Raw genomic sequence first — 17662 nt, 5'->3', positions numbered from 1 at the left:
AAATAAAACGAGAAAAATAAAAAAAAATAAAAAAAGCTGTTGACATTCCAAATGGAATGAGGTATTATAATCAGGCAGTCGCAAAGAGCGGCTGAAAGATATGAAATGCAGGAGTGGCGGAATTGGCAGACGCGCAGGCTTCAGGTGCCTGTGGTCGCAAGATCGTGTGGGTTCAAGTCCCATCTCCTGCATTCTTTTTTTATCTCAGTCGAGAAGATTCCCACCTCTTTCAGGTGGTGAGTAAACTGCTCAACTTGAATATAATAAGATGATACCAGTGTCCCCTGAAAACTGCAGGTACAGTTTTCAGGGGATTTCCAATATTATTTTGGGCATAGCTGAATTATTTTTAGCCTTGAATTTTGTTGAAAAAAGATAAGGCTTATGATACAATCTTGAAGATTTAGGATAAATCAGATGTGAAATGACGCCCGCCTTTACAGGTGGTGAGCAGCAAGAATGCGCAGGTATTCTTGAATATGTATGACGACAGAAAGGGAGATTGTATGAAAGCATTTCTGATATTAGAAGACGGCCATGTTTTTACAGGGACGAGTATTGGTTCTACCCGGGAAGTTATCAGTGAAATCGTCTTCAACACTTCCATGACAGGTTATCTGGAAGTAATGACGGATCCTTCCTATGCCGGACAGGCTGTATGTATGACTTATCCCCTGATTGGTAATTACGGTATCTGTTATGAGGACCAGGAATCAGGACAGCCATGGATCGATGGTTTTATTGTACGTGAATTATCCCGTATCCCAAGTAATTTCCGAAGCGTGGATACAATACAGCATTTCTTAAGCAAACATGATATTCCAGGTATATCCGGAATTGATACCAGGGCATTGACCAGGATCCTTCGTGAGAAAGGTACAATGAACGGTATGATCACAGTCAATGAAAATTATGACCTAGACACAATTCTCCCCAGATTAAAAAAATATACTACAGGCAAGGTTGTAGAGAAAGTAACATGCCGTGAGAAGCAGATCCTGCCAGGAAACGGCCCAAAGGTGGCACTTCTTGATTTTGGCGCAAAAAGAAATATTGCCCGTTCACTGAACCAGCGTGGCTGTGAGGTGACGATCTATCCGGCACTTACAAGTGCAGAGGAGATCCTGGCTGCTCAGCCGGATGGGATCATGCTCAGCAATGGTCCTGGAGATCCCAAGGAATGTACTTCTATTATAAAAGAAGTAAAAAAACTGTATGATTCAGATGTGCCGATTTTTGCAATCTGCCTGGGACATCAGCTGATGGCACTGGCTACCGGCGGAGATACCTACAAGATGAAATACGGACACAGAGGAGGCAATCACCCGGTTAAGGATCTGACAACCGGCAGAGTGTATATTTCATCCCAGAACCATGGATATGTGGTAGATGCAAAAGGACTTGAAGAGAAAAATATTGCCCAGCCGGCATTTATCAATGTTAATGACGGTACCAACGAAGGCATGGCATACGTTGGGAAGAATATTTTTACTGTACAGTTCCATCCGGAGGCTTGCCCCGGACCACAGGATTCAGGTTATCTGTTTGACCGTTTTATGAAAATGATGGGAGGAAATGACTGATGCCAAGAAACAATGACATAAAAAAGGTACTTGTGATCGGTTCCGGACCGATCATCATTGGGCAGGCTGCAGAGTTTGACTACGCCGGGACCCAGGCATGCCGTTCCCTGAAAGAAGAGGGGATGGAGGTTGTTCTTCTGAACTCCAATCCGGCTACCATCATGACAGATAAGGACATTGCAGATCGTGTATATATTGAGCCGCTTACTGTAGAGGTGGTAGAGCAGCTGATCCTGAAAGAGAAGCCGGACAGTGTTCTGCCTACCCTGGGAGGCCAGGCAGGCTTGAACCTTGCAATGGAACTGGACGAAAAAGGCTTTTTAAAAGAGCATAATGTGCGTCTGATCGGAACCACTGCCCAGACGATCCGCAAAGCAGAGGACAGACAGGAATTTAAAGACACCATGGAAAAGATCGGGGAGCCGGTTGCAGCATCCAAGGTGGTAACGACTGTGGAAGACGGTCTGGCATTTACAAATACCATTGGTTATCCTGTAGTACTTCGTCCTGCATATACACTTGGCGGAAGTGGCGGCGGTATTGCCCACAATGAATATGAACTGAGAGAGATCCTTGAGAATGGTCTTCGCCTTTCCCGTGTAGGTGAGGTGCTGGTAGAGCGGTGCATTGCCGGATGGAAAGAGATCGAGTATGAGGTAATGAGAGACGGTGCAGGGAACTGCATTACTGTCTGCAACATGGAGAATATTGACCCGGTTGGTGTGCATACAGGTGACTCTATTGTAGTTGCTCCGTCACAGACATTGGGAGATAAAGAATATCAGATGCTTCGTACTTCTGCACTGAATATTATTACAGAGCTGGGCATCACCGGCGGATGTAATGTGCAGTATGCTCTGAAGCCGGACAGCTTTGAATACTGCGTGATTGAGGTAAATCCACGTGTCAGCCGTTCTTCGGCACTTGCAAGTAAAGCTACCGGATATCCCATCGCAAAGGTTGCTGCTAAGATCGCCCTTGGATATACACTGGATGAGATCCCAAATGCCATTACAGGCAAAACCTATGCAAGCTTTGAGCCAATGCTTGATTACTGTGTAGTTAAGATCCCAAGGCTTCCATTTGATAAATTTATTACTGCAAAGAGAACGCTGACCACCCAGATGAAAGCCACCGGAGAGGTTATGAGTATATGCCATAATTTTGAAGGCGCCCTGATGAAAGCAATCCGTTCTCTGGAGCAGCATGTGGACAGCCTGATGTCTTATGACTTTACACAGCTGACAGATGAAGAGCTTCTGGAAGAACTGGAGATCGTAGATGACCGCAGGATCTGGAAGCTGGCAGAAGCGATCCGTCGTGGTATGCCACAGTCCATGCTTCATGATATCACCCAGATTGATATCTGGTTTATTGACAAGCTGGCGATCCTTGTAGGTATGGAGACAGCCCTGAAGACCAGAAAGCTTACAAAAGAGCTTCTGCTTGAGGCCAAACGACTGGAATTTCCTGACTATATCGTTGCCCGTCTGACAGGAAAGACAGAGGCACAGATCAAAGAACTCCGTGCAGAATATGGCATCCGTGCAGCTTACAAGATGGTTGATACCTGTGCGGCAGAGTTTGCAGCAGAAACACCATATTATTATTCTGTGTATGGAGATGAAGGCACAGAGAATGAGGCTGTTGCCACACCTGACAAAAAGAAGATCCTTGTTCTTGGTTCAGGACCTATCCGTATTGGTCAGGGTATTGAGTTTGACTTCTGCTCTGTTCATTGTACCTGGGCATTTGCAAAAGAAGGTTATGAGACCATCATTATAAATAACAACCCGGAAACAGTAAGTACAGACTTTGATATTGCAGATAAGCTGTATTTTGAGCCGCTGACTCCGGAAGATGTGGAGAATGTGGTAAACATTGAAAAACCGGATGGTGCTGTGGTACAGTTTGGCGGTCAGACCGCCATTAAGCTGACAGAAGCCCTTACCAAAATGGGTGTGAAGATCCTGGGAACTTCTGCAGAGAATGTAGATGCTGCAGAGGATAGGGAGCTGTTCGATGAGATCCTTGAAAAATGCCAGATCCCAAGACCAAAGGGACATACGGTATTTACAGCAGAGGAAGCGAAAAAGGCGGCAAACCAGCTTGGTTATCCGGTACTGGTTCGTCCTTCCTATGTTCTGGGCGGCCAGGGTATGCGTATTGCAGTCAGTGATGAGGATGTGGAAGAATACATCGGCATCATCAACCAGATCGCACAGGAGCATCCGATCCTGGTAGATAAGTATCTGATGGGAAAAGAGATCGAGGTAGATGCGGTTTGTGATGGCGAGGACATTCTGATCCCCGGAATCATGGAGCATATCGAGCGTGCAGGTATCCACTCCGGGGATAGTATTTCCGTGTATCCGGCAAGAACCATCAGTGAAAAAGCAAAAGAAACCATTGCAGAGTATACAAGGCGGCTGGCAAGAGCCCTTCATGTGATCGGTATGATCAATATCCAGTTTATCGTACTGGGGGATGAGGTATATGTGATCGAGGTAAATCCAAGATCCAGCCGTACAGTTCCTTATATCAGCAAGGTAACAGGGATTCCGATCGTACCGTTGGCTACCAAGGTGATCCTTGGATACAAGCTGAAAGAGATGGGATATACACCAGGTCTGCAGCCTGAGGCAAAACACATTGCCATCAAGATGCCGGTATTCTCCTTTGAAAAGATCCGTGGTGCAGATATCAGCCTTGGACCTGAGATGAAATCCACAGGAGAATGTCTGGGAATTGCAGAAACATTTAATGAGGCACTTTACAAAGCATTCCTTGGTGCTGGCATCCGTCTTCCGAAGCATAAGAATATGATCATTACCGTCAGGGATGAGGAGCAGCAGGATGTAGTGCCTATCGCAAGAAGATTTGAAGCTTTAGGTTACAGGATTTACGCTACCAGAGGAACTGCAAGGACCTTAAAGGAAAATGGTATCCGTGTGATCCGTACCAACAAGCTGGAGCAGCCGGCACCCAACCTGATGGATCTGATCCTTGGCCATAAGATCGATGTTGTAATTGATATTCCGCCACAGGGTATCGATCATCAGAAATACGGATTTGTGATCCGCCGAAATGCCATTGAAACAGGCGTGAATGTGCTTACCAGCCTTGATACTGCAGAAGCACTGGTAACCAGTCTTGAAAATACAGATGTGCATAATCTTTCCTTGATCGATATCGCTACTATTGCAAAAAGATAAAGCAGATCAAAAATGATCGCAACTGTAAAGACACTAAGTGATTACGAAAAATGCAAATTACAGGTTTGCAGAAGAAATATGATGTAATGTAAACAAAAAGGACGGGGAACCAATTATCTCCGTCCTTATTGTACTTTAAGAGATAACTGTTTGACAGGCGTTTTTCCATGAACTGACAGATCGTTATTTTCAGGAAGACAACGGAAAGGGGAGCATATGGATATCATTGAATTTTTCAAAGTAGTGATCCTTGGGATTGTTGAAGGGATCACAGAGTGGCTGCCCATCAGCAGTACCGGGCACATGATCCTTGTTGATGAATTTATTAATCTGAATGTAACCAAGGATTTTAAGGATCTTTTCCTGGTTGTGATTCAGCTGGGTGCCATTCTTGCTGTTGTGGTTTTGTACTGGCATAAGCTATGGCCTTTTTATAATAAGACACTGTCAAAGCGGACCAGGGCAGCTATCAGCCACAAGCCGGGATGGGCACAGCCTATTCTTATTTTCAGGGAAAGATTCTGCGACAAGGAAAAATGGGTTCTGTGGTTCAAGATCATTGTTGCCTGCCTTCCTGCTATTATCATTGGTCTTCCCTTTAATGATCTGATTGAAGAGAAATTTATGAATTACGTGGTGGTAGCCATTGCGCTTATTGCGTACTGGTATACTTTTCATTGTAATTGAGAACTACAATAAGAACAGAAAGGCATCCTGTACCAGTCTTGAGGAGATGTCTTTTAAGACAGCATTTCTCATTGGCTGCTTTCAGGTGCTGTCCCTGATCCCAGGTACTTCCAGATCAGGATCTACCATTATTGGCGGGATTCTTTTGGGTACTTCCAGGACTGTAGCTGCTGAGTTTACATTTTTCCTGGGGATTCCGGTTATGTTTGGAGCCAGCCTTCTGAAGATTGTGAAATTTGGTTTTGAATTTACCTCCACAGAGGTGATCATCCTGCTTACAGGAATGGTAGTGGCATTTGTGGTGTCTATCCTGGCCATCAAATTCCTGATGGGATATATCAAACGCCACGATTTCAAGGCCTTTGGCTGGTACAGGATCGTTCTTGGCGTATTGGTGCTTGGCTACTTTATCGGTAAAACACTTCTGGCATAAGGAGGTTATCCTGCAATGGGGAAATATATTATGGCACTGGATCAGGGAACGACCAGTTCTCGGTGCATCCTGTTTGACAGAGAGGGCAGGATGTGCAGTGTTGCCCAGAAAGAATATACACAGCATTATCCTCAGCCAGGCTGGGTGGAGCATGATCCTATGGAGATCTGGTCCTCTCAGCTGTCGGTTGCCATAGAGGCAATGGGGCAGATCGGCGCAGATGCAGAGGATATTCATTCCATTGGTATTACCAATCAGCGTGAAACGACTATCGTCTGGGACAAACGTACAGGGAAGCCGGTTTATCCGGCAATCGTATGGCAGTGCAGACGTACTGCAGATATGATCGAGAAGCTGGAAAAGGATGGCTTCTCAGATGTGATCCGACATAAGACAGGACTGATCCCCGGATGCTTATTTTTCAGCTACCAAGATCTGCTGGATCCTGGATCATACGGAAGGGGCAAGAGAAGAAGCACAGAAGGGTAATCTTTTGTTTGGTACAGTAGATACCTGGCTGATATGGAAGCTGACCAAAGGGGAAGTACATGTAACAGATTACACCAATGCTTCCAGAACAATGTTGTTTAACATCCATGAGAAGCACTGGGATCAGGAGATCCTGGATTACTTCGGGATACCATTTTCCATGCTTCCACAGGTACGGCCAAGCAGCTGTATCTACGGTTACACCAATGAGAAGCTGATCGGCGGCAGGATCCCTATTGCAGGTGCAGCAGGAGATCAGCAGGCAGCTTTGTTTGGCCAGTGTTGTTTCAAACCGGGAGATGTAAAGAATACATATGGCACAGGATGCTTTCTTCTGATGCACACAGGAGATCAGATGGTAGAGTCCAGTCACGGACTTCTGACGACTATGGCAGTGAATGCAGATGGTACGCCTGGATATGCCCCTTGAGGGCAGTGTATTTGTAGCAGGGGCTGCTATCCAGTGGCTCAGAGATGAAGCTGGGCTTTTGGAGAATGCTGCTGCTTCCGAGAAATATTGTCTGTCTGTGTCAGATACCAAATGGAGTGTACGTAGTTCCTGCTTTTACAGGACTTGGAGCTCCTTACTGGGATCAGTATGCAAGAGGTGCGATCCTGGGACTGACCAGAGGGGCCGGGAAGGCACATCTGATCCGTGCTACAGTCGAATCCCTGGCCTATCAGGTGCATGATGTGATCCTTGCTATGGAGAAGGATTCAGGGATCCATCTGAATACATTGAAGGTAGATGGTGGGGCCAGCGCCAACAATTTCCTGATGCAGTTTCAGGCAGATCTTCTGGATGCACAGGTAGTACGTCCGGGATGTATAGAGACAACTGCCCTGGGGGCTGCTTATCTGGCAGGCCTTGCCACCGGATTTTGGAAGGGCAGCAGCGAGATACAGAAGAACTGGAATATGGAGAGAACTTTTTCACCATCTATTACCGAAGAAAAAAGAGAACAGCTTCTTAAGACCTGGAAAAAGGCGGTTTCCTGTGTTTTAGGATGGGCCAAAGAATAAGGACTGAATGCGACAGCCCTGGATATATAAAGAGGAGTGATCATAATGAAACGCAAAAAAATCGTTGTTCTGCTTACCATAGGGACTATGCTGGCGGCGGCTTCAGGCTGTGGAAAAAGTGAGCCTGTTGCAGATCCAACACCTACCCCGGCACCTACGGCTACCCCTGCACCTACCTCGACTCCAACCCCGGCACCTACGCCTACGGTTACACCGGCACCTAAAATGATTGGAAAGAAGACTTCAGAGGCCAAGTTTATTTACCTTTCCAACAATACAGATAAGCAGTTCCGTAAGCTGTATCTTCGGGTATCTGGCAATGAGGACTGGGGAAACAGTCTGATCCCAAGTGAATCTTCTGTGCATGCTTCAGAGAAAGTAAGGATGTATTATACCCCTCAGACAGGCGAAGGGGTTACTTATGATATGCGCCTTACAGATGAGAATGGTAATACATATGAGATTGATGGAGCAGATCTGTCTGATATGGAGACTGCATCCCTGCGTCTGGATACTGATCAGGGGATCGTATATCTGACTTATGTAAGTAAAAGCTCCAACAGTGAGAAGAATACAAAGGACAGTTCTTCCAGCACAGGTACTGAAGATACTTCCGGTATGGACGTGAGTTCTTCGGAGCAAGGTATTTATTATTACGATCAGAGCAATGGTTCTTCTAATGGCGGAGGCAGCCAGTCTGGCGACAACAGTGGTAATGGCAGTCAGGGAACCACAGATAATAGCGGCAATGGCAGTCAGGGAACCACAGATAATAGTGGCAATGGCGGACAGAATACCCGGACAGCAGTGGCACCACAGGAGGAAACAGCCAGGGCGGTAATACCGGCACAGACAACAGTGGCAGTACAGGTGGTGACGCTAATCAGGGCGGCGGTGATATTGATTATGACCCTGGTGACGGCAGTGACGGATCTGAGAACTGGAGCGATAATATTATCTGGGACGAAGATGGAAACTGGCAGTAAATAACAGATGTGATCATATAAATCAGCCCCGCACAGGAAGTGTGGGGCTGTAATACTATATATGCAAAAAGATGGTTTGTATATCCTGTAATACAGGAGCAGCAGATCGATGATCCACATATAGGATTTAAAGATATAAAATTTCACCGGTATGAGTTACATCGTAGCCTGTCTGGCCAAAAAGGTCAGACAGGAAGCTTTTCAGACCGGATGATCTCCAGAAGCGTTGCAAAGCCTGGTTTATCCAGAGAAGAAGCTTCCAGGACAAGGTACATAGGCAGTATTCCCATGGGCAGGAAGGAAAGGCCGGGAGTGGTTCTGGCTACCGCTTCTTCCCCAAGTGCTACATCCGCCCGTCTGGAAAGAACAGCAGAGGCAGTGGAAAGATCAGATACCAGTTCATTCAGATATCCGGAAATATTGTCAGTGTCCACACCTGCCTCCATAAGGGAATGGTCCAGGAAAATCCTGCGGGTGCTGCCCTTTTCACGGTTGGCAAGGATCACATCTTCACAGTAGATCCTGAAAGGTAAAGATTCCTTTGGGATTATCCTGAAGAACATAAAAACCTATCGGAAAATGGTACAGGCATACAAATGCCAGAGGGACTCCGGGAACAAGGCAGGAAGCTTCTTCAGGCTTCATACTTACAGCTGCTGCGTGAACCTTTCCGAAATACAGGGAATATAGTCCATTGTAGGAATTCAGGTGAGACTGAAGAACCGGCATTCCATGAGGATGGGCTGCCATACGGGAAAGAAGCAGTTCCAAGGCAGGGGTTGTCTGTCCGCTGAGGATCAGGCCGCTGGAATGGAGAAGGTAATCTCTTTTCAGCACGGAACTTTCAGGCTGAAAAGTGGGAACATGCAAAGACTCCCTGGTTTCTGTCCTGTTTAAATATTCATCCAGCTGTTCTTCGCTGATACGGAGCTGTTTTCCTACTTTGGAGGACTGTAGATCTCCTCTCTTGATCAGCTCATATACGGTTGTCTTTTTTATTTTTAATTTTTCAGCAATTTCCAGGGCTGTATAGAATCTACTCATCAATTCCCACCATTACATTTGTTGCCTTGATCACCGCATAAGCGTCTGAGCCTACTTTCAGATTTAGTTCTTCTACTGCAGCACAGGAGATGGTAGCTGTGATGATATTCCCACCTCCGATGTCGATGGAAACAATGGAATTTACAGCTCCCTTGTTGATATTGATTACTTTTCCTTTTAACTGATTTCGTGCACTAAGTTTCATAATGATCCCTCGTTTTCTGTTTTGTTTTATGATAACACGGTCAAAATGAATTGACAAGGATTTGATAATTGTTTAAAATAAATGAAACGGAACTAAACCGAACAAAACACAACAAAGGAGAGAGTGACATGAGAAAAAAGATGATAGCGGCTATGCTGACAGGTGTGATGTGTATAGGTCTTATGCCGGGAAACGTAATGGCAGCATCTGACTCTGATGAACTGAAGGGAGATGTATATGCATTTATAGCAGCCAGCCTGAGTAATTCCATGGAAGAGATCCAGAAGGATTTTGAAAAGCTTCATCCGGAGGTGTCCGTTGAGTACAATGCTGACAGTTCAGGTACACTTCAGACTCAGATTGAGAGCGGAGCCCCCTGTGATCTTTTCTTTTCAGCAGCAGACAAGCAGATGAATGCACTTGTGGATGAAGAGCTTGCAGAGCAAGGATTCTGTTGTAGACCTTCTTGAGAATAAAGTTGTTCTGATCAAACCAAAGGACAGCGAGACTAAGGTGACTGGTTTTGAGAATATTACCGAGGCAGAGAATATTGCACTTGCAGGAGAGGATGTACCGGTAGGCCAGTATGCAAGAGAGATCTTTACTAATCTGGGCATTATGGATGATGTGGAGAAGATGGAGATCAATGAAGGCAGGAACGTAACAGAAGTGCTTACTGCTGTCAGCGAGGGAAGTAATGAAGTAGGCGTTGTTTACGCTACAGATGCTGCTTCTATGGGAGATTCTGTAGAGATTATTGCAGAAGCTCCGGAAGACAGCCTGGATACACCTGTTCTTTATCCTATTGGTCTGATCAAGAACGAAAGTGCAGACGATGATGAGAAGGCAGCAGCAGAAGCATTCTATGCATACCTTCAGACTGAGGATGCACTGAAAGTTTTTGAAGAGTATGGATTTACCCCATATGTTGCAGAACATTAACTGGAGTCCCTTGTGGATCTCTTTAAAAACCGGATTTGTAGCTACAGTGATCGCTTTTTTTGCAGGCGTATTCTGCGCAAGGAAGATCATGAAGCTGCGTCCGGCGGCTAAAGGGATCTGGGATGGGATCCTTACAATGCCTTTGGTGCTTCCGCCGACAGTTGCAGGATTCTTTTTGCTGATGCTTTTCAGTCTGCGCCGACCTTTTGGAAGGTTTCTGATGGACAGCTTTGATATACGGATCGTACAGAGCTGGGCCGGGTGTGTGATTGCTGCATCTGTGATCGCCTTTCCTTTGATGTACCGTAATGCAAGAGCCGCCTTTGAACAGGTAGATGTAAATCTGATCTATGCAGGCCGTACCCTTGGGATGAGCGAAGGCCGGATCTTCTGGAAGGTGATCATGCCTGCTGCAAGACCTGGAATCGTTTCCGGTACTGTATTGGCTTTTGCGAGAGCCATCGGAGAATATGGTGCCACATCCATGCTGGCAGGGAATATTCTGGGAAAGACCAGAACGGTTTCTGTGGCTATAGCTGCAGAGACAGCAGCCGGTAATTACGATAAAGCTGGTTTCTGGGTGGCGATCATTCTGGTGCTTTCCTTTGTGATCGTTGCAGTGATCAATATTATTTCCGGTAAGGGAATGCAGACAAGAAGGTGGATCTAAATGGCGGTAAGTATTGATATCGAAAAAGACTTTAAAGGCTTTTCCCTGCGTGTGAAGTTCGACAGCACTTGTGCCACCATGGGGATCCTGGGAGCGTCCGGAAGTGGGAAAAGTATAACTTTGCGTTGTATTGCCGGGATCGAGACACCGGACAGAGGCAGGATAGTTATAAATGGAAGGACGATCTTTGATTCAGACCAGAAGATCAATCTGAAACCCCAGCAGCGCAGGATTGGATATTTATTTCAGAATTATGCCCTTTTTCCAACTATGACAGTTAAAGAGAATATTGCATGCGGATATAGAGGAAAAGATAAACAGGAACGGGATAAAAAGGTTCAGGATTATATTACAAGATATCACCTGGAAGGACTGGAGGATCATCTGCCTTCTCAGCTTTCCGGCGGGCAGCAGCAGAGAGTGGCACTTGCCAGGATGATGACAGGGGAGCCTGAGATGATTCTTCTGGATGAGCCTTTTTCTGCATTGGATGGTTATTTAAAGGATGTGCTTCAGAGAGATATGCAGATGTTCCTGAAGGATTATCCTGGAGATATGCTTCTTGTTACCCATAGCAGGGATGAGGCTTTTAGATTTTGTGACCAGTTGATCCTGTTAAAGGATGGGAAGACTCTCACAATAGGAAATACCCGTCAGATCTTTGAGAATCCAGGACTGATAGAGGCAGCCAGGCTTACAGGATGTAAGAATTATTCTGCTGCAGAAAGAATTGACAGCCACCATGTTTTTGCAGCAGACTGGGGGATCAGCCTTCGGACCGTGCAGCAGGTACCCGCTGATATTTCCTGGTAGGGATCCGTGGGCATTGGCTCATGCCAAGAGAAGAAGAGGGCGAGAACTGCATGCCTGTGAAAGTAACAGAATACATAGAAACTACCTTTGAGCATCAGTGCCTGGTGCAGAATCCTAGGCTGAAAGATGGAGGAAGCCTGTGGTGGATGCGTCCAAAGAATTCTTTTGGAGAGGATCCAGGAAAGAATCTTCCCGCATATTTATATTTGCCACCGGAACATCTGATGCTTCTGAAAAAATAAGGGACTGGTATATTGCCAGCCCCTTTTTGCTTAAAGATCATTTGAGATTTTGGGAATATTTAATATAATCCACCACCATCATGGCCAGCTTAAAGGTAAGCGCATCCTCAAAGGTACGGATATCCAGGCCAAACTTTTTCTGGAGCTTCTCAAAGCGGTAGACCAGAGTATTTCTGTGGACGTAAAGCTGCCTTGAGGTTTCGGAAAGATTCAGATTGTTTTCAAAAAAAGTGCGGATGGTAGCAAGCGTTTCGTCATCAATGGAATCCAGGGTTTCTTCTTTGAAAAATTCATCTATAAACATTTCGCAGATCTCTACAGGAAGCTGATAGATCAGACGGCCGATCCCAAGACGGTTATAGCCAAAAACATTTTTCTGGGCATAAAAGATCTTACCTACTTCCAGAGCTGTTTTGGCTTCTTTGTAAGCAGAGGGCAGGTGATGGATGTTGTCCGTCAGATTGCTGTAGGATACCCAGGCAGATGTCATGGCCTCTGTATTCAGCATATCTACCAGCATATGTGCCACACGCCGCATATCCTGGAATTCTTCAGTGGACTGCAGCTCATGAATGATAATGATCCCTGAATCATCCAGGGCAGTGATAAAATCTCTGGTACGTGCAGAGAAAATGTTGCGGATGGTAGCAAGTACATTCTCGTCTTTGTTCTGCTTTGTTTCTGCAAGGAAAATGCATCTTCTGACAGAGGTGGAGATATGCAGCTTTTTGGCTTTGTTAAATGCATCGATCTCGCCGTAATTACCAAGAAGGAGATTCTGCATAAATACATTTTTGTCGCTTTTTTCAGCATATGCGGTGAGCAGGCTTTCAATCTGGCACACAGCCAGTTCTCCAATGGTGGAGGCAGAAGGATCTGTTCCCCATAGGATCAGGACGTAGGCCAACTGCTGATTATCCATGATTTTGTACAGGGAACAGCTGGTATTGGAAAGACAAAGCGCATCGCTTTCTCGGAAATCTTCTAATTTTTTGGATGAAGGAAGCTGACGGCTGCAGGTAGTCACACATATTTTATCATCTGAATCCACCAGACAGAAATCAAGGTGGCTGATATTCTTCCAGTCATTCAGGCATTTCTGTAAAACTTGAAATACTTTCATCAGGTGTGTCCTCACTTTTTAGCGGATTGAATATAGGGTTTTGAACCCTGTGAACATAGTATATCATAAAATAATGGATCAAAAAAGAAAAAATGAAGGAACGCTCATACAGTTTAGTCCGTCCAATATCCAGGAATTCGCTCATGCAAGCATGGCTCATTCATGGCTGCTGTCCGGGACTTTTATAGTAAAAAACGGCTGTACCTGTCTTTTCGTGAATGTCACGAACAGGTACAACCGCCTTTATCATAGGTTTATATTGATGGCTAAATCAATTACTTATTAGTTGCAGATAACAAGCTCTGTCTCTTTATCAAAGAAATGAGATTTCTCCATATCAAATGCAAATTTGATAGCGTCGCCTGTCTTGGAAGTAGTACGTGGGTCAACTCGTGCTGTTACCTGTGTGCCGTTTACATCGAAGTACAGGAATACTTCAGCACCAAGAAGCTCGTATACTTTAACTGTAGATGTCATTGGAGCACTTGGAGAAGCCTCGATGAACATCTGGGAATCATGAATATCCTCTGGACGGATACCAAGTACAACAGTCTTTCCTACATAGCCGCTCTCTTTAAGAACTTTAGCTTTAGCTGCTGGAATAACAACATCATTCTCACCAATCTTGGCGATCAGGTCATTTCCTTTTTCTACGATCTGTGCATCCAGGAAGTTCATCTGCGGGGATCCCATGAATCCTGCTACGAACAGGTTGCCTGGTTTCTCATACAGGTTCTGTGGTGTATCAACCTGCTGAACAACACCATCTTTCATAACTACGATTCTGGTACCAAGAGTCATAGCCTCTGTCTGGTCATGTGTTACATAGATGATTGTAGCACCCAGTCTCTGATGGATCTTGGAGATCTCGATACGCATCTGTACACGAAGCTTTGCATCCAGGTTGGAAAGAGGCTCATCCATAAGGAATACCTTAGGATTACGAACGATTGCACGACCCATGGCAACACGCTGTCTCTGTCCACCGGAAAGAGCCTTTGGTTTACGGTCAAGAAGTTTCTCAAGGTCAAGGATCCTTGCTGCTTCTTTAACTGCTTTGTCGATCTGATCCTTCGGAACTTTACGAAGCTTCAGTCCGAAAGCCATGTTATCATATACGGTCATATGAGGATACAGAGCGTAGTTCTGGAATACCATTGCGATATCACGATCTTTAGGCTCAACATCGTTCATAACCTTATCACCGATCTTTAATGTACCACTGGTGATCTCCTCAAGGCCTGCAACCATACGAAGAGTAGTAGATTTACCACATCCGGAAGGTCCTACAAAGATGATGAACTCTTTGTCTTCAATTTCAAGGTTAAAATCCTTAACAGCCTGGAAGCCGTTTGGATAAGTTTTGTTAATGTGCTGTAATGATAAGCTTGCCATGATTCTTCCTCCAACATCCTTTGTTTATAACTGCTTGGTATCTTCACAGTTATATTGGTTTTTATTATTTAGTTACATGAATTTGCGTTCTTTTATAGTGATAGTATAGCGAAAACCTTTTGGAAGGACTAGGGAAGAATCGTACAAAGTTTTTAGCGGTTTCTTGTCAATCTGACGAAAAGAAACTAATAAGGTTTCGTCAAAATGGAAAATAAAGATTGTGTATTTTATGAAGCCGCCTTTTGGGCAAAGCTGGTAGTTACAAGATCTGTATATTCTATACGCCTGGAAAGCTCCCCTGCATCCTGAAGGATATCCTGGAGCAGCTGAAAGCTTTCCTCATTAAAAATAAGGTTATCTTTCCAGGTATCCTGCTGATGGTATCGGGTTACGATAGCAGTTACGGTTGCCAGGTCAGTTTCCGGGAACTGAGGGGCAATCACAGTGGCAATTTCTTCTGGTGAATGGGTGCTTACATAATCCATACCTTTTTGCAGGGCATTTGTAAATTTCTGTATGGTTTCCGGATGATCTTCTAAAAAGCTGGCTTTAGCACTGTAAGAGGTATATGGTACGTATCCGGAATCTGTACCAAGGGATGCTACCACATATCCGGCCCCTTCCTGCTCCAGCAAAGTAGCAGAGGGTTCAAATTCCACGGTGAAGTCCGCAGAGGTATCCCCTGTGAAGGCAGCTGCTGTTGAGCCAAAATCAATACTCTGGTCTATGGTAAGATCTGTTTCCGGATTAAGACCGTTATTTCGTAGGATATATTCAAAAACCATTTCCGGCATACCGCCTTTTCGGCCACCCAGAACTTTTTTTTCTTTCAGGTCATCCCATGTAAAATCCGGCATTTCTTCCCTTGCTACAAGGAAATTTCCAGCCCGTTGGGTTAGCTGGGCAAAATTCATGACCGGATCAGTAGCTCCTTCCTGATAGGCGTAGATAGATGCCTCAGCCCCCATAAAGCCAATATCTGCTTCACCGGAAATGACAGCAGTCATAGTCTTATCCGCACCAAACCCAGTTACCAGCGTCAGATCCAGCCCTTCTTCCGCAAAATATCCCTCTTCAATTGCCACGTATTGCGGTGCATAAAAGATTGAATGTGCTACTTCATTTAAAGTAACCTTAGTAAGCTTCTCTTCCGTGCTGTCTTTCTTCACAGCAAATACTGTCATTGGCAGCGCAGTTACCGTCAGGACGACTGCTGCCGCCAGTGAAATCCATTTTTTATTTTTCATGCAGATACTCCTTTAAAGACTTCTGCTGTTAGAATATGCATAATTAATTAATTGGTGACCAGGGGGACATTCAAAATATCGCAAAACACAGCCTTCATGATTCCTTTTGTTAGGATATGCCACCAAAATCCAAACGGCTGATCACGATCAACTTTCCCATCAGTTAAAAAATATAAATTTTATTTAACAACAATTCAATTGTGTCCAATTTCCAATCCTGCTATGATTTAATCACAAAAGCTTTTGGAATTTCAAGCAGGAGAAAATAAGGATGAATATTGGAAATGTAATCAAAAAATATAGAAAAGAATTAGGTTACACTCAAGAAGAAGTGGCGAATCGCTTAGGAGTAACTACTCCAGCGGTGAATAAATGGGAGAACGGGAATTCCAATCCAGATATTGAACTGTTAGCACCTATTGCAAGGCTGCTACATATTTCCCTTGATACCCTGTTGTCTTTTCATGAAAATCTGGCAGACGTTGAAATTACAGAACTTATGCAGGAAATGGACAAAATGTTTTCAGCAGAAGGTTATGAAAAGACCTATCAATGGGCAGTAAATATCATAAAAGATTACCCTAACTGCAACATGCTCATCTGGCAGGTGGCGGTGATGCTTGACTCGCGAAGAATCATAGGTCATTGTGAGAATCCCGATAAGTACGACGAACAGATTAATTCCTGGTACGAAATGGCACGTAAATGACAAGGATGAAAAAATCCAGCACCATGCGGCAGATTCTTTGTTCGGATTTTACTTGCGAAAAGGGAATTATAAAATGGCAGAAAAATATCTGAACTATTTTTCTGACTATGATCCCATGAAAAAACTAAGGCTTGGACAATTATACATGGAACAGGAAAAAACAGAAGAAGCATATGAAAAGCTGGAAAATATAATTCTTTCAGAGTATACTACTTTGAATCTTGCCTTTGGCATGATGATCACAAAGGCTCTTGACAAGAAAGATCATAAATCCGCAAGGTTCCTGGCCGAGAAAATGTGTGCATTAGCAGGTGTTTTTGAAATGGGAAAATACAATGAATGCGCAACAATGTTTAATGTTGTAGTGGCAGAACAAAATGTAGAAGATACTTTTAAGGTAGTAAAACAACTGCTAGAGAATGTCGATACAATCTGTGATTTTCAGAAATCAAGATTATATAAACATATAAAATTCCAAGATGTAGAAAATCCATATGCTGAAGAAATGAAAAAAGAACTGATTGCGGGCTTCCAAAATGAAGTAGACTTTGCTTATATGAAAGGCTATAAACCCTGGGAAAAATTATTAGCAAAGTATAGATCCTGATTATGTTTATTGCAAAATAAAAAGCCCTATCCATTCAGAACAGAGCATTTATAGATGAAAGAGATTATTTGGCAGGCGTCGCGGCTCCTGCATCTCTTTTAACCCATAGGGTGCGTGGTTGCAACGAAATTTACCACCTCAAATAATCCTAGATTTATAATAGCTGGAACATACCGACTTGTAAATAAGAAATATGCTATTACGTATAAAAATGTTCTTATTAAATATAATTTAAAGCAAAGAGGTAAT

General features: G+C 44.3%; 16 protein-coding genes, 1 tRNA gene and 2 pseudogenes. 13 read left to right on the top strand and 6 right to left on the bottom strand.

Annotated features, from left to right (window positions below; genetic code table 11):
- Positions 1-107 precede the first annotated feature (107 nt).
- The 6 genes and pseudogenes from R1Y93_RS05640 to R1Y93_RS05615 all read left to right on the top strand — a co-directional run bounded on the left by R1Y93_RS05640 (position 108) and on the right by R1Y93_RS05615 (position 8420).
- Positions 108-191, top strand: a tRNA-Leu gene (locus R1Y93_RS05640).
- Between the two features lie 315 nt (positions 192-506).
- Positions 507-1583 carry a carbamoyl phosphate synthase small subunit gene (locus tag R1Y93_RS05635; protein WP_500822007.1) on the top strand — a complete coding sequence of 359 codons (1077 nt, stop codon included), beginning with the start codon at positions 507-509 and terminating at the stop codon, positions 1581-1583.
- Entirely contained in the window at positions 1583-4798 is a 3216-nt protein-coding gene (carB, locus tag R1Y93_RS05630; RefSeq protein WP_500822006.1) for a carbamoyl-phosphate synthase large subunit, read from the top strand. The genes R1Y93_RS05635 and carB overlap by 1 nt, the downstream gene beginning before the upstream one ends.
- Positions 4799-5014: 216 nt before the next feature.
- Positions 5015-5918, top strand: a pseudogene (locus R1Y93_RS05625) (undecaprenyl-diphosphate phosphatase).
- A gap of 15 nt (positions 5919-5933) precedes the next feature.
- Positions 5934-7430 (top strand): annotated as a pseudogene (glpK, locus tag R1Y93_RS05620) (glycerol kinase GlpK).
- A gap of 45 nt (positions 7431-7475) precedes the next feature.
- Complete coding sequence (locus R1Y93_RS05615; protein WP_500822005.1) at positions 7476-8420, top strand: hypothetical protein; 945 nt, start codon at positions 7476-7478, stop codon at positions 8418-8420.
- 181 nt (positions 8421-8601) lie between these two features.
- Here the strand turns inward: R1Y93_RS05615 and R1Y93_RS05610 are convergent, their stop codons facing one another.
- The 3 genes from R1Y93_RS05610 to R1Y93_RS05600 are packed head-to-tail and all read right to left on the bottom strand — an operon-like array spanning position 8602 to position 9665.
- Positions 8602-8922: a substrate-binding domain-containing protein gene (locus R1Y93_RS05610; RefSeq protein ID WP_500822004.1), complete on the bottom strand. Its 321-nt coding sequence runs from the start codon at positions 8920-8922 to the stop codon at positions 8602-8604.
- Between the two features lie 4 nt (positions 8923-8926).
- Positions 8927-9460: a helix-turn-helix domain-containing protein gene (locus tag R1Y93_RS05605; protein WP_500822003.1), complete on the bottom strand. Its 534-nt coding sequence runs from the start codon at positions 9458-9460 to the stop codon at positions 8927-8929.
- Positions 9453-9665 (bottom strand): TOBE domain-containing protein, encoded by a 213-nt coding sequence (locus R1Y93_RS05600; protein WP_158421437.1) that lies wholly within the window; start codon positions 9663-9665, stop codon positions 9453-9455. The genes R1Y93_RS05605 and R1Y93_RS05600 overlap by 8 nt, the downstream gene beginning before the upstream one ends.
- Before the next feature lie 128 nt (positions 9666-9793).
- Between R1Y93_RS05600 and modA (R1Y93_RS05595) the strand changes: the two genes are divergently transcribed.
- Genes modA (R1Y93_RS05595) through R1Y93_RS05575 form a run of 5 tightly spaced genes read left to right on the top strand, consistent with a single transcriptional unit; the run spans position 9794 to position 12332 of the window.
- The gene (gene modA / locus R1Y93_RS05595; RefSeq protein WP_500822002.1) at positions 9794-10135 is read left to right on the top strand and encodes a molybdate ABC transporter substrate-binding protein; all 342 of its coding nucleotides are present in this window, start codon (positions 9794-9796) and stop codon (positions 10133-10135) included.
- The gene (modA, locus tag R1Y93_RS05590; protein WP_500822001.1) at positions 10101-10607 is read left to right on the top strand and encodes a molybdate ABC transporter substrate-binding protein; all 507 of its coding nucleotides are present in this window, start codon (positions 10101-10103) and stop codon (positions 10605-10607) included. The genes modA (R1Y93_RS05595) and modA (R1Y93_RS05590) overlap by 35 nt, the downstream gene beginning before the upstream one ends.
- Complete coding sequence (gene modB, locus R1Y93_RS05585) at positions 10591-11277, top strand: molybdate ABC transporter permease subunit (RefSeq protein ID WP_500822000.1); 687 nt, start codon at positions 10591-10593, stop codon at positions 11275-11277. The genes modA (R1Y93_RS05590) and modB overlap by 17 nt, the downstream gene beginning before the upstream one ends.
- Positions 11278-12090, top strand: a complete 813-nt coding sequence (locus tag R1Y93_RS05580) for a sulfate/molybdate ABC transporter ATP-binding protein (RefSeq protein WP_500821999.1) — start codon at positions 11278-11280, stop codon at positions 12088-12090.
- 20 nt (positions 12091-12110) lie between these two features.
- Positions 12111-12332, top strand: coding sequence for a hypothetical protein (locus R1Y93_RS05575; protein WP_500821998.1), 222 nt, complete (start codon positions 12111-12113; stop codon positions 12330-12332).
- Positions 12333-12369: 37 nt separating this feature from the next.
- Here R1Y93_RS05575 and R1Y93_RS05570 read toward each other — a convergent pair whose 3' ends face one another.
- The 3 genes from R1Y93_RS05570 to R1Y93_RS05560 form a co-directional block, all read right to left on the bottom strand.
- On the bottom strand, positions 12370-13455 hold the full coding sequence (locus R1Y93_RS05570) for a PucR family transcriptional regulator (RefSeq protein ID WP_500821997.1): 1086 nt from the start codon (positions 13453-13455) through the stop codon (positions 12370-12372).
- Between the two features lie 282 nt (positions 13456-13737).
- Positions 13738-14850, bottom strand: a complete 1113-nt coding sequence (locus tag R1Y93_RS05565) for an ABC transporter ATP-binding protein (protein ID WP_500821996.1) — start codon at positions 14848-14850, stop codon at positions 13738-13740.
- 227 nt (positions 14851-15077) lie between these two features.
- Positions 15078-16097 (bottom strand): ABC transporter substrate-binding protein, encoded by a 1020-nt coding sequence (locus tag R1Y93_RS05560; RefSeq protein WP_500821995.1) that lies wholly within the window; start codon positions 16095-16097, stop codon positions 15078-15080.
- A gap of 271 nt (positions 16098-16368) precedes the next feature.
- Between R1Y93_RS05560 and R1Y93_RS05555 the strand changes: the two genes are divergently transcribed.
- Together R1Y93_RS05555 and R1Y93_RS05550 are read left to right on the top strand one after the other, a co-directional pair.
- Positions 16369-16806 carry a helix-turn-helix domain-containing protein gene (locus R1Y93_RS05555; RefSeq protein WP_500821994.1) on the top strand — a complete coding sequence of 146 codons (438 nt, stop codon included), beginning with the start codon at positions 16369-16371 and terminating at the stop codon, positions 16804-16806.
- A 73-nt stretch (positions 16807-16879) separates the two neighbouring features.
- Complete coding sequence (locus R1Y93_RS05550; RefSeq protein WP_500821993.1) at positions 16880-17413, top strand: hypothetical protein; 534 nt, start codon at positions 16880-16882, stop codon at positions 17411-17413.
- Positions 17414-17662: the final 249 nt, after the last annotated feature.

The organism is Blautia sp. HA3515 (assembly GCF_059933065.1).
Note: the sequence above shows the minus strand (reverse complement) of the source record. Positions and strands in the feature narration are given on the sequence as shown.

Excerpts from the sequence above, each read along its gene's own strand:
- R1Y93_RS05635 (WP_500822007.1), top strand. The coding sequence starts at position 507 with ATGAAAGCATTTCTGATATTAGAAGACGGCCATGTTTTTACAGGGACG.
- carB (WP_500822006.1), top strand. The coding sequence starts at position 1,583 with ATGCCAAGAAACAATGACATAAAAAAGGTACTTGTGATCGGTTCCGGA.
- R1Y93_RS05615 (WP_500822005.1), top strand. The coding sequence starts at position 7,476 with ATGAAACGCAAAAAAATCGTTGTTCTGCTTACCATAGGGACTATGCTG.
- R1Y93_RS05605 (WP_500822003.1), bottom strand. The coding sequence starts at position 9,460 with ATGAGTAGATTCTATACAGCCCTGGAAATTGCTGAAAAATTAAAAATA.
- R1Y93_RS05600 (WP_158421437.1), bottom strand. The coding sequence starts at position 9,665 with ATGAAACTTAGTGCACGAAATCAGTTAAAAGGAAAAGTAATCAATATC.
- modA (WP_500822002.1), top strand. The coding sequence starts at position 9,794 with ATGAGAAAAAAGATGATAGCGGCTATGCTGACAGGTGTGATGTGTATA.
- modB (WP_500822000.1), top strand. The coding sequence starts at position 10,591 with ATGTTGCAGAACATTAACTGGAGTCCCTTGTGGATCTCTTTAAAAACC.
- R1Y93_RS05580 (WP_500821999.1), top strand. The coding sequence starts at position 11,278 with ATGGCGGTAAGTATTGATATCGAAAAAGACTTTAAAGGCTTTTCCCTG.
- R1Y93_RS05575 (WP_500821998.1), top strand. The coding sequence starts at position 12,111 with ATGCCAAGAGAAGAAGAGGGCGAGAACTGCATGCCTGTGAAAGTAACA.
- R1Y93_RS05570 (WP_500821997.1), bottom strand. The coding sequence starts at position 13,455 with ATGAAAGTATTTCAAGTTTTACAGAAATGCCTGAATGACTGGAAGAAT.
- R1Y93_RS05565 (WP_500821996.1), bottom strand. The coding sequence starts at position 14,850 with ATGGCAAGCTTATCATTACAGCACATTAACAAAACTTATCCAAACGGC.
- R1Y93_RS05560 (WP_500821995.1), bottom strand. The coding sequence starts at position 16,097 with ATGAAAAATAAAAAATGGATTTCACTGGCGGCAGCAGTCGTCCTGACG.
- R1Y93_RS05555 (WP_500821994.1), top strand. The coding sequence starts at position 16,369 with ATGAATATTGGAAATGTAATCAAAAAATATAGAAAAGAATTAGGTTAC.
- R1Y93_RS05550 (WP_500821993.1), top strand. The coding sequence starts at position 16,880 with ATGGCAGAAAAATATCTGAACTATTTTTCTGACTATGATCCCATGAAA.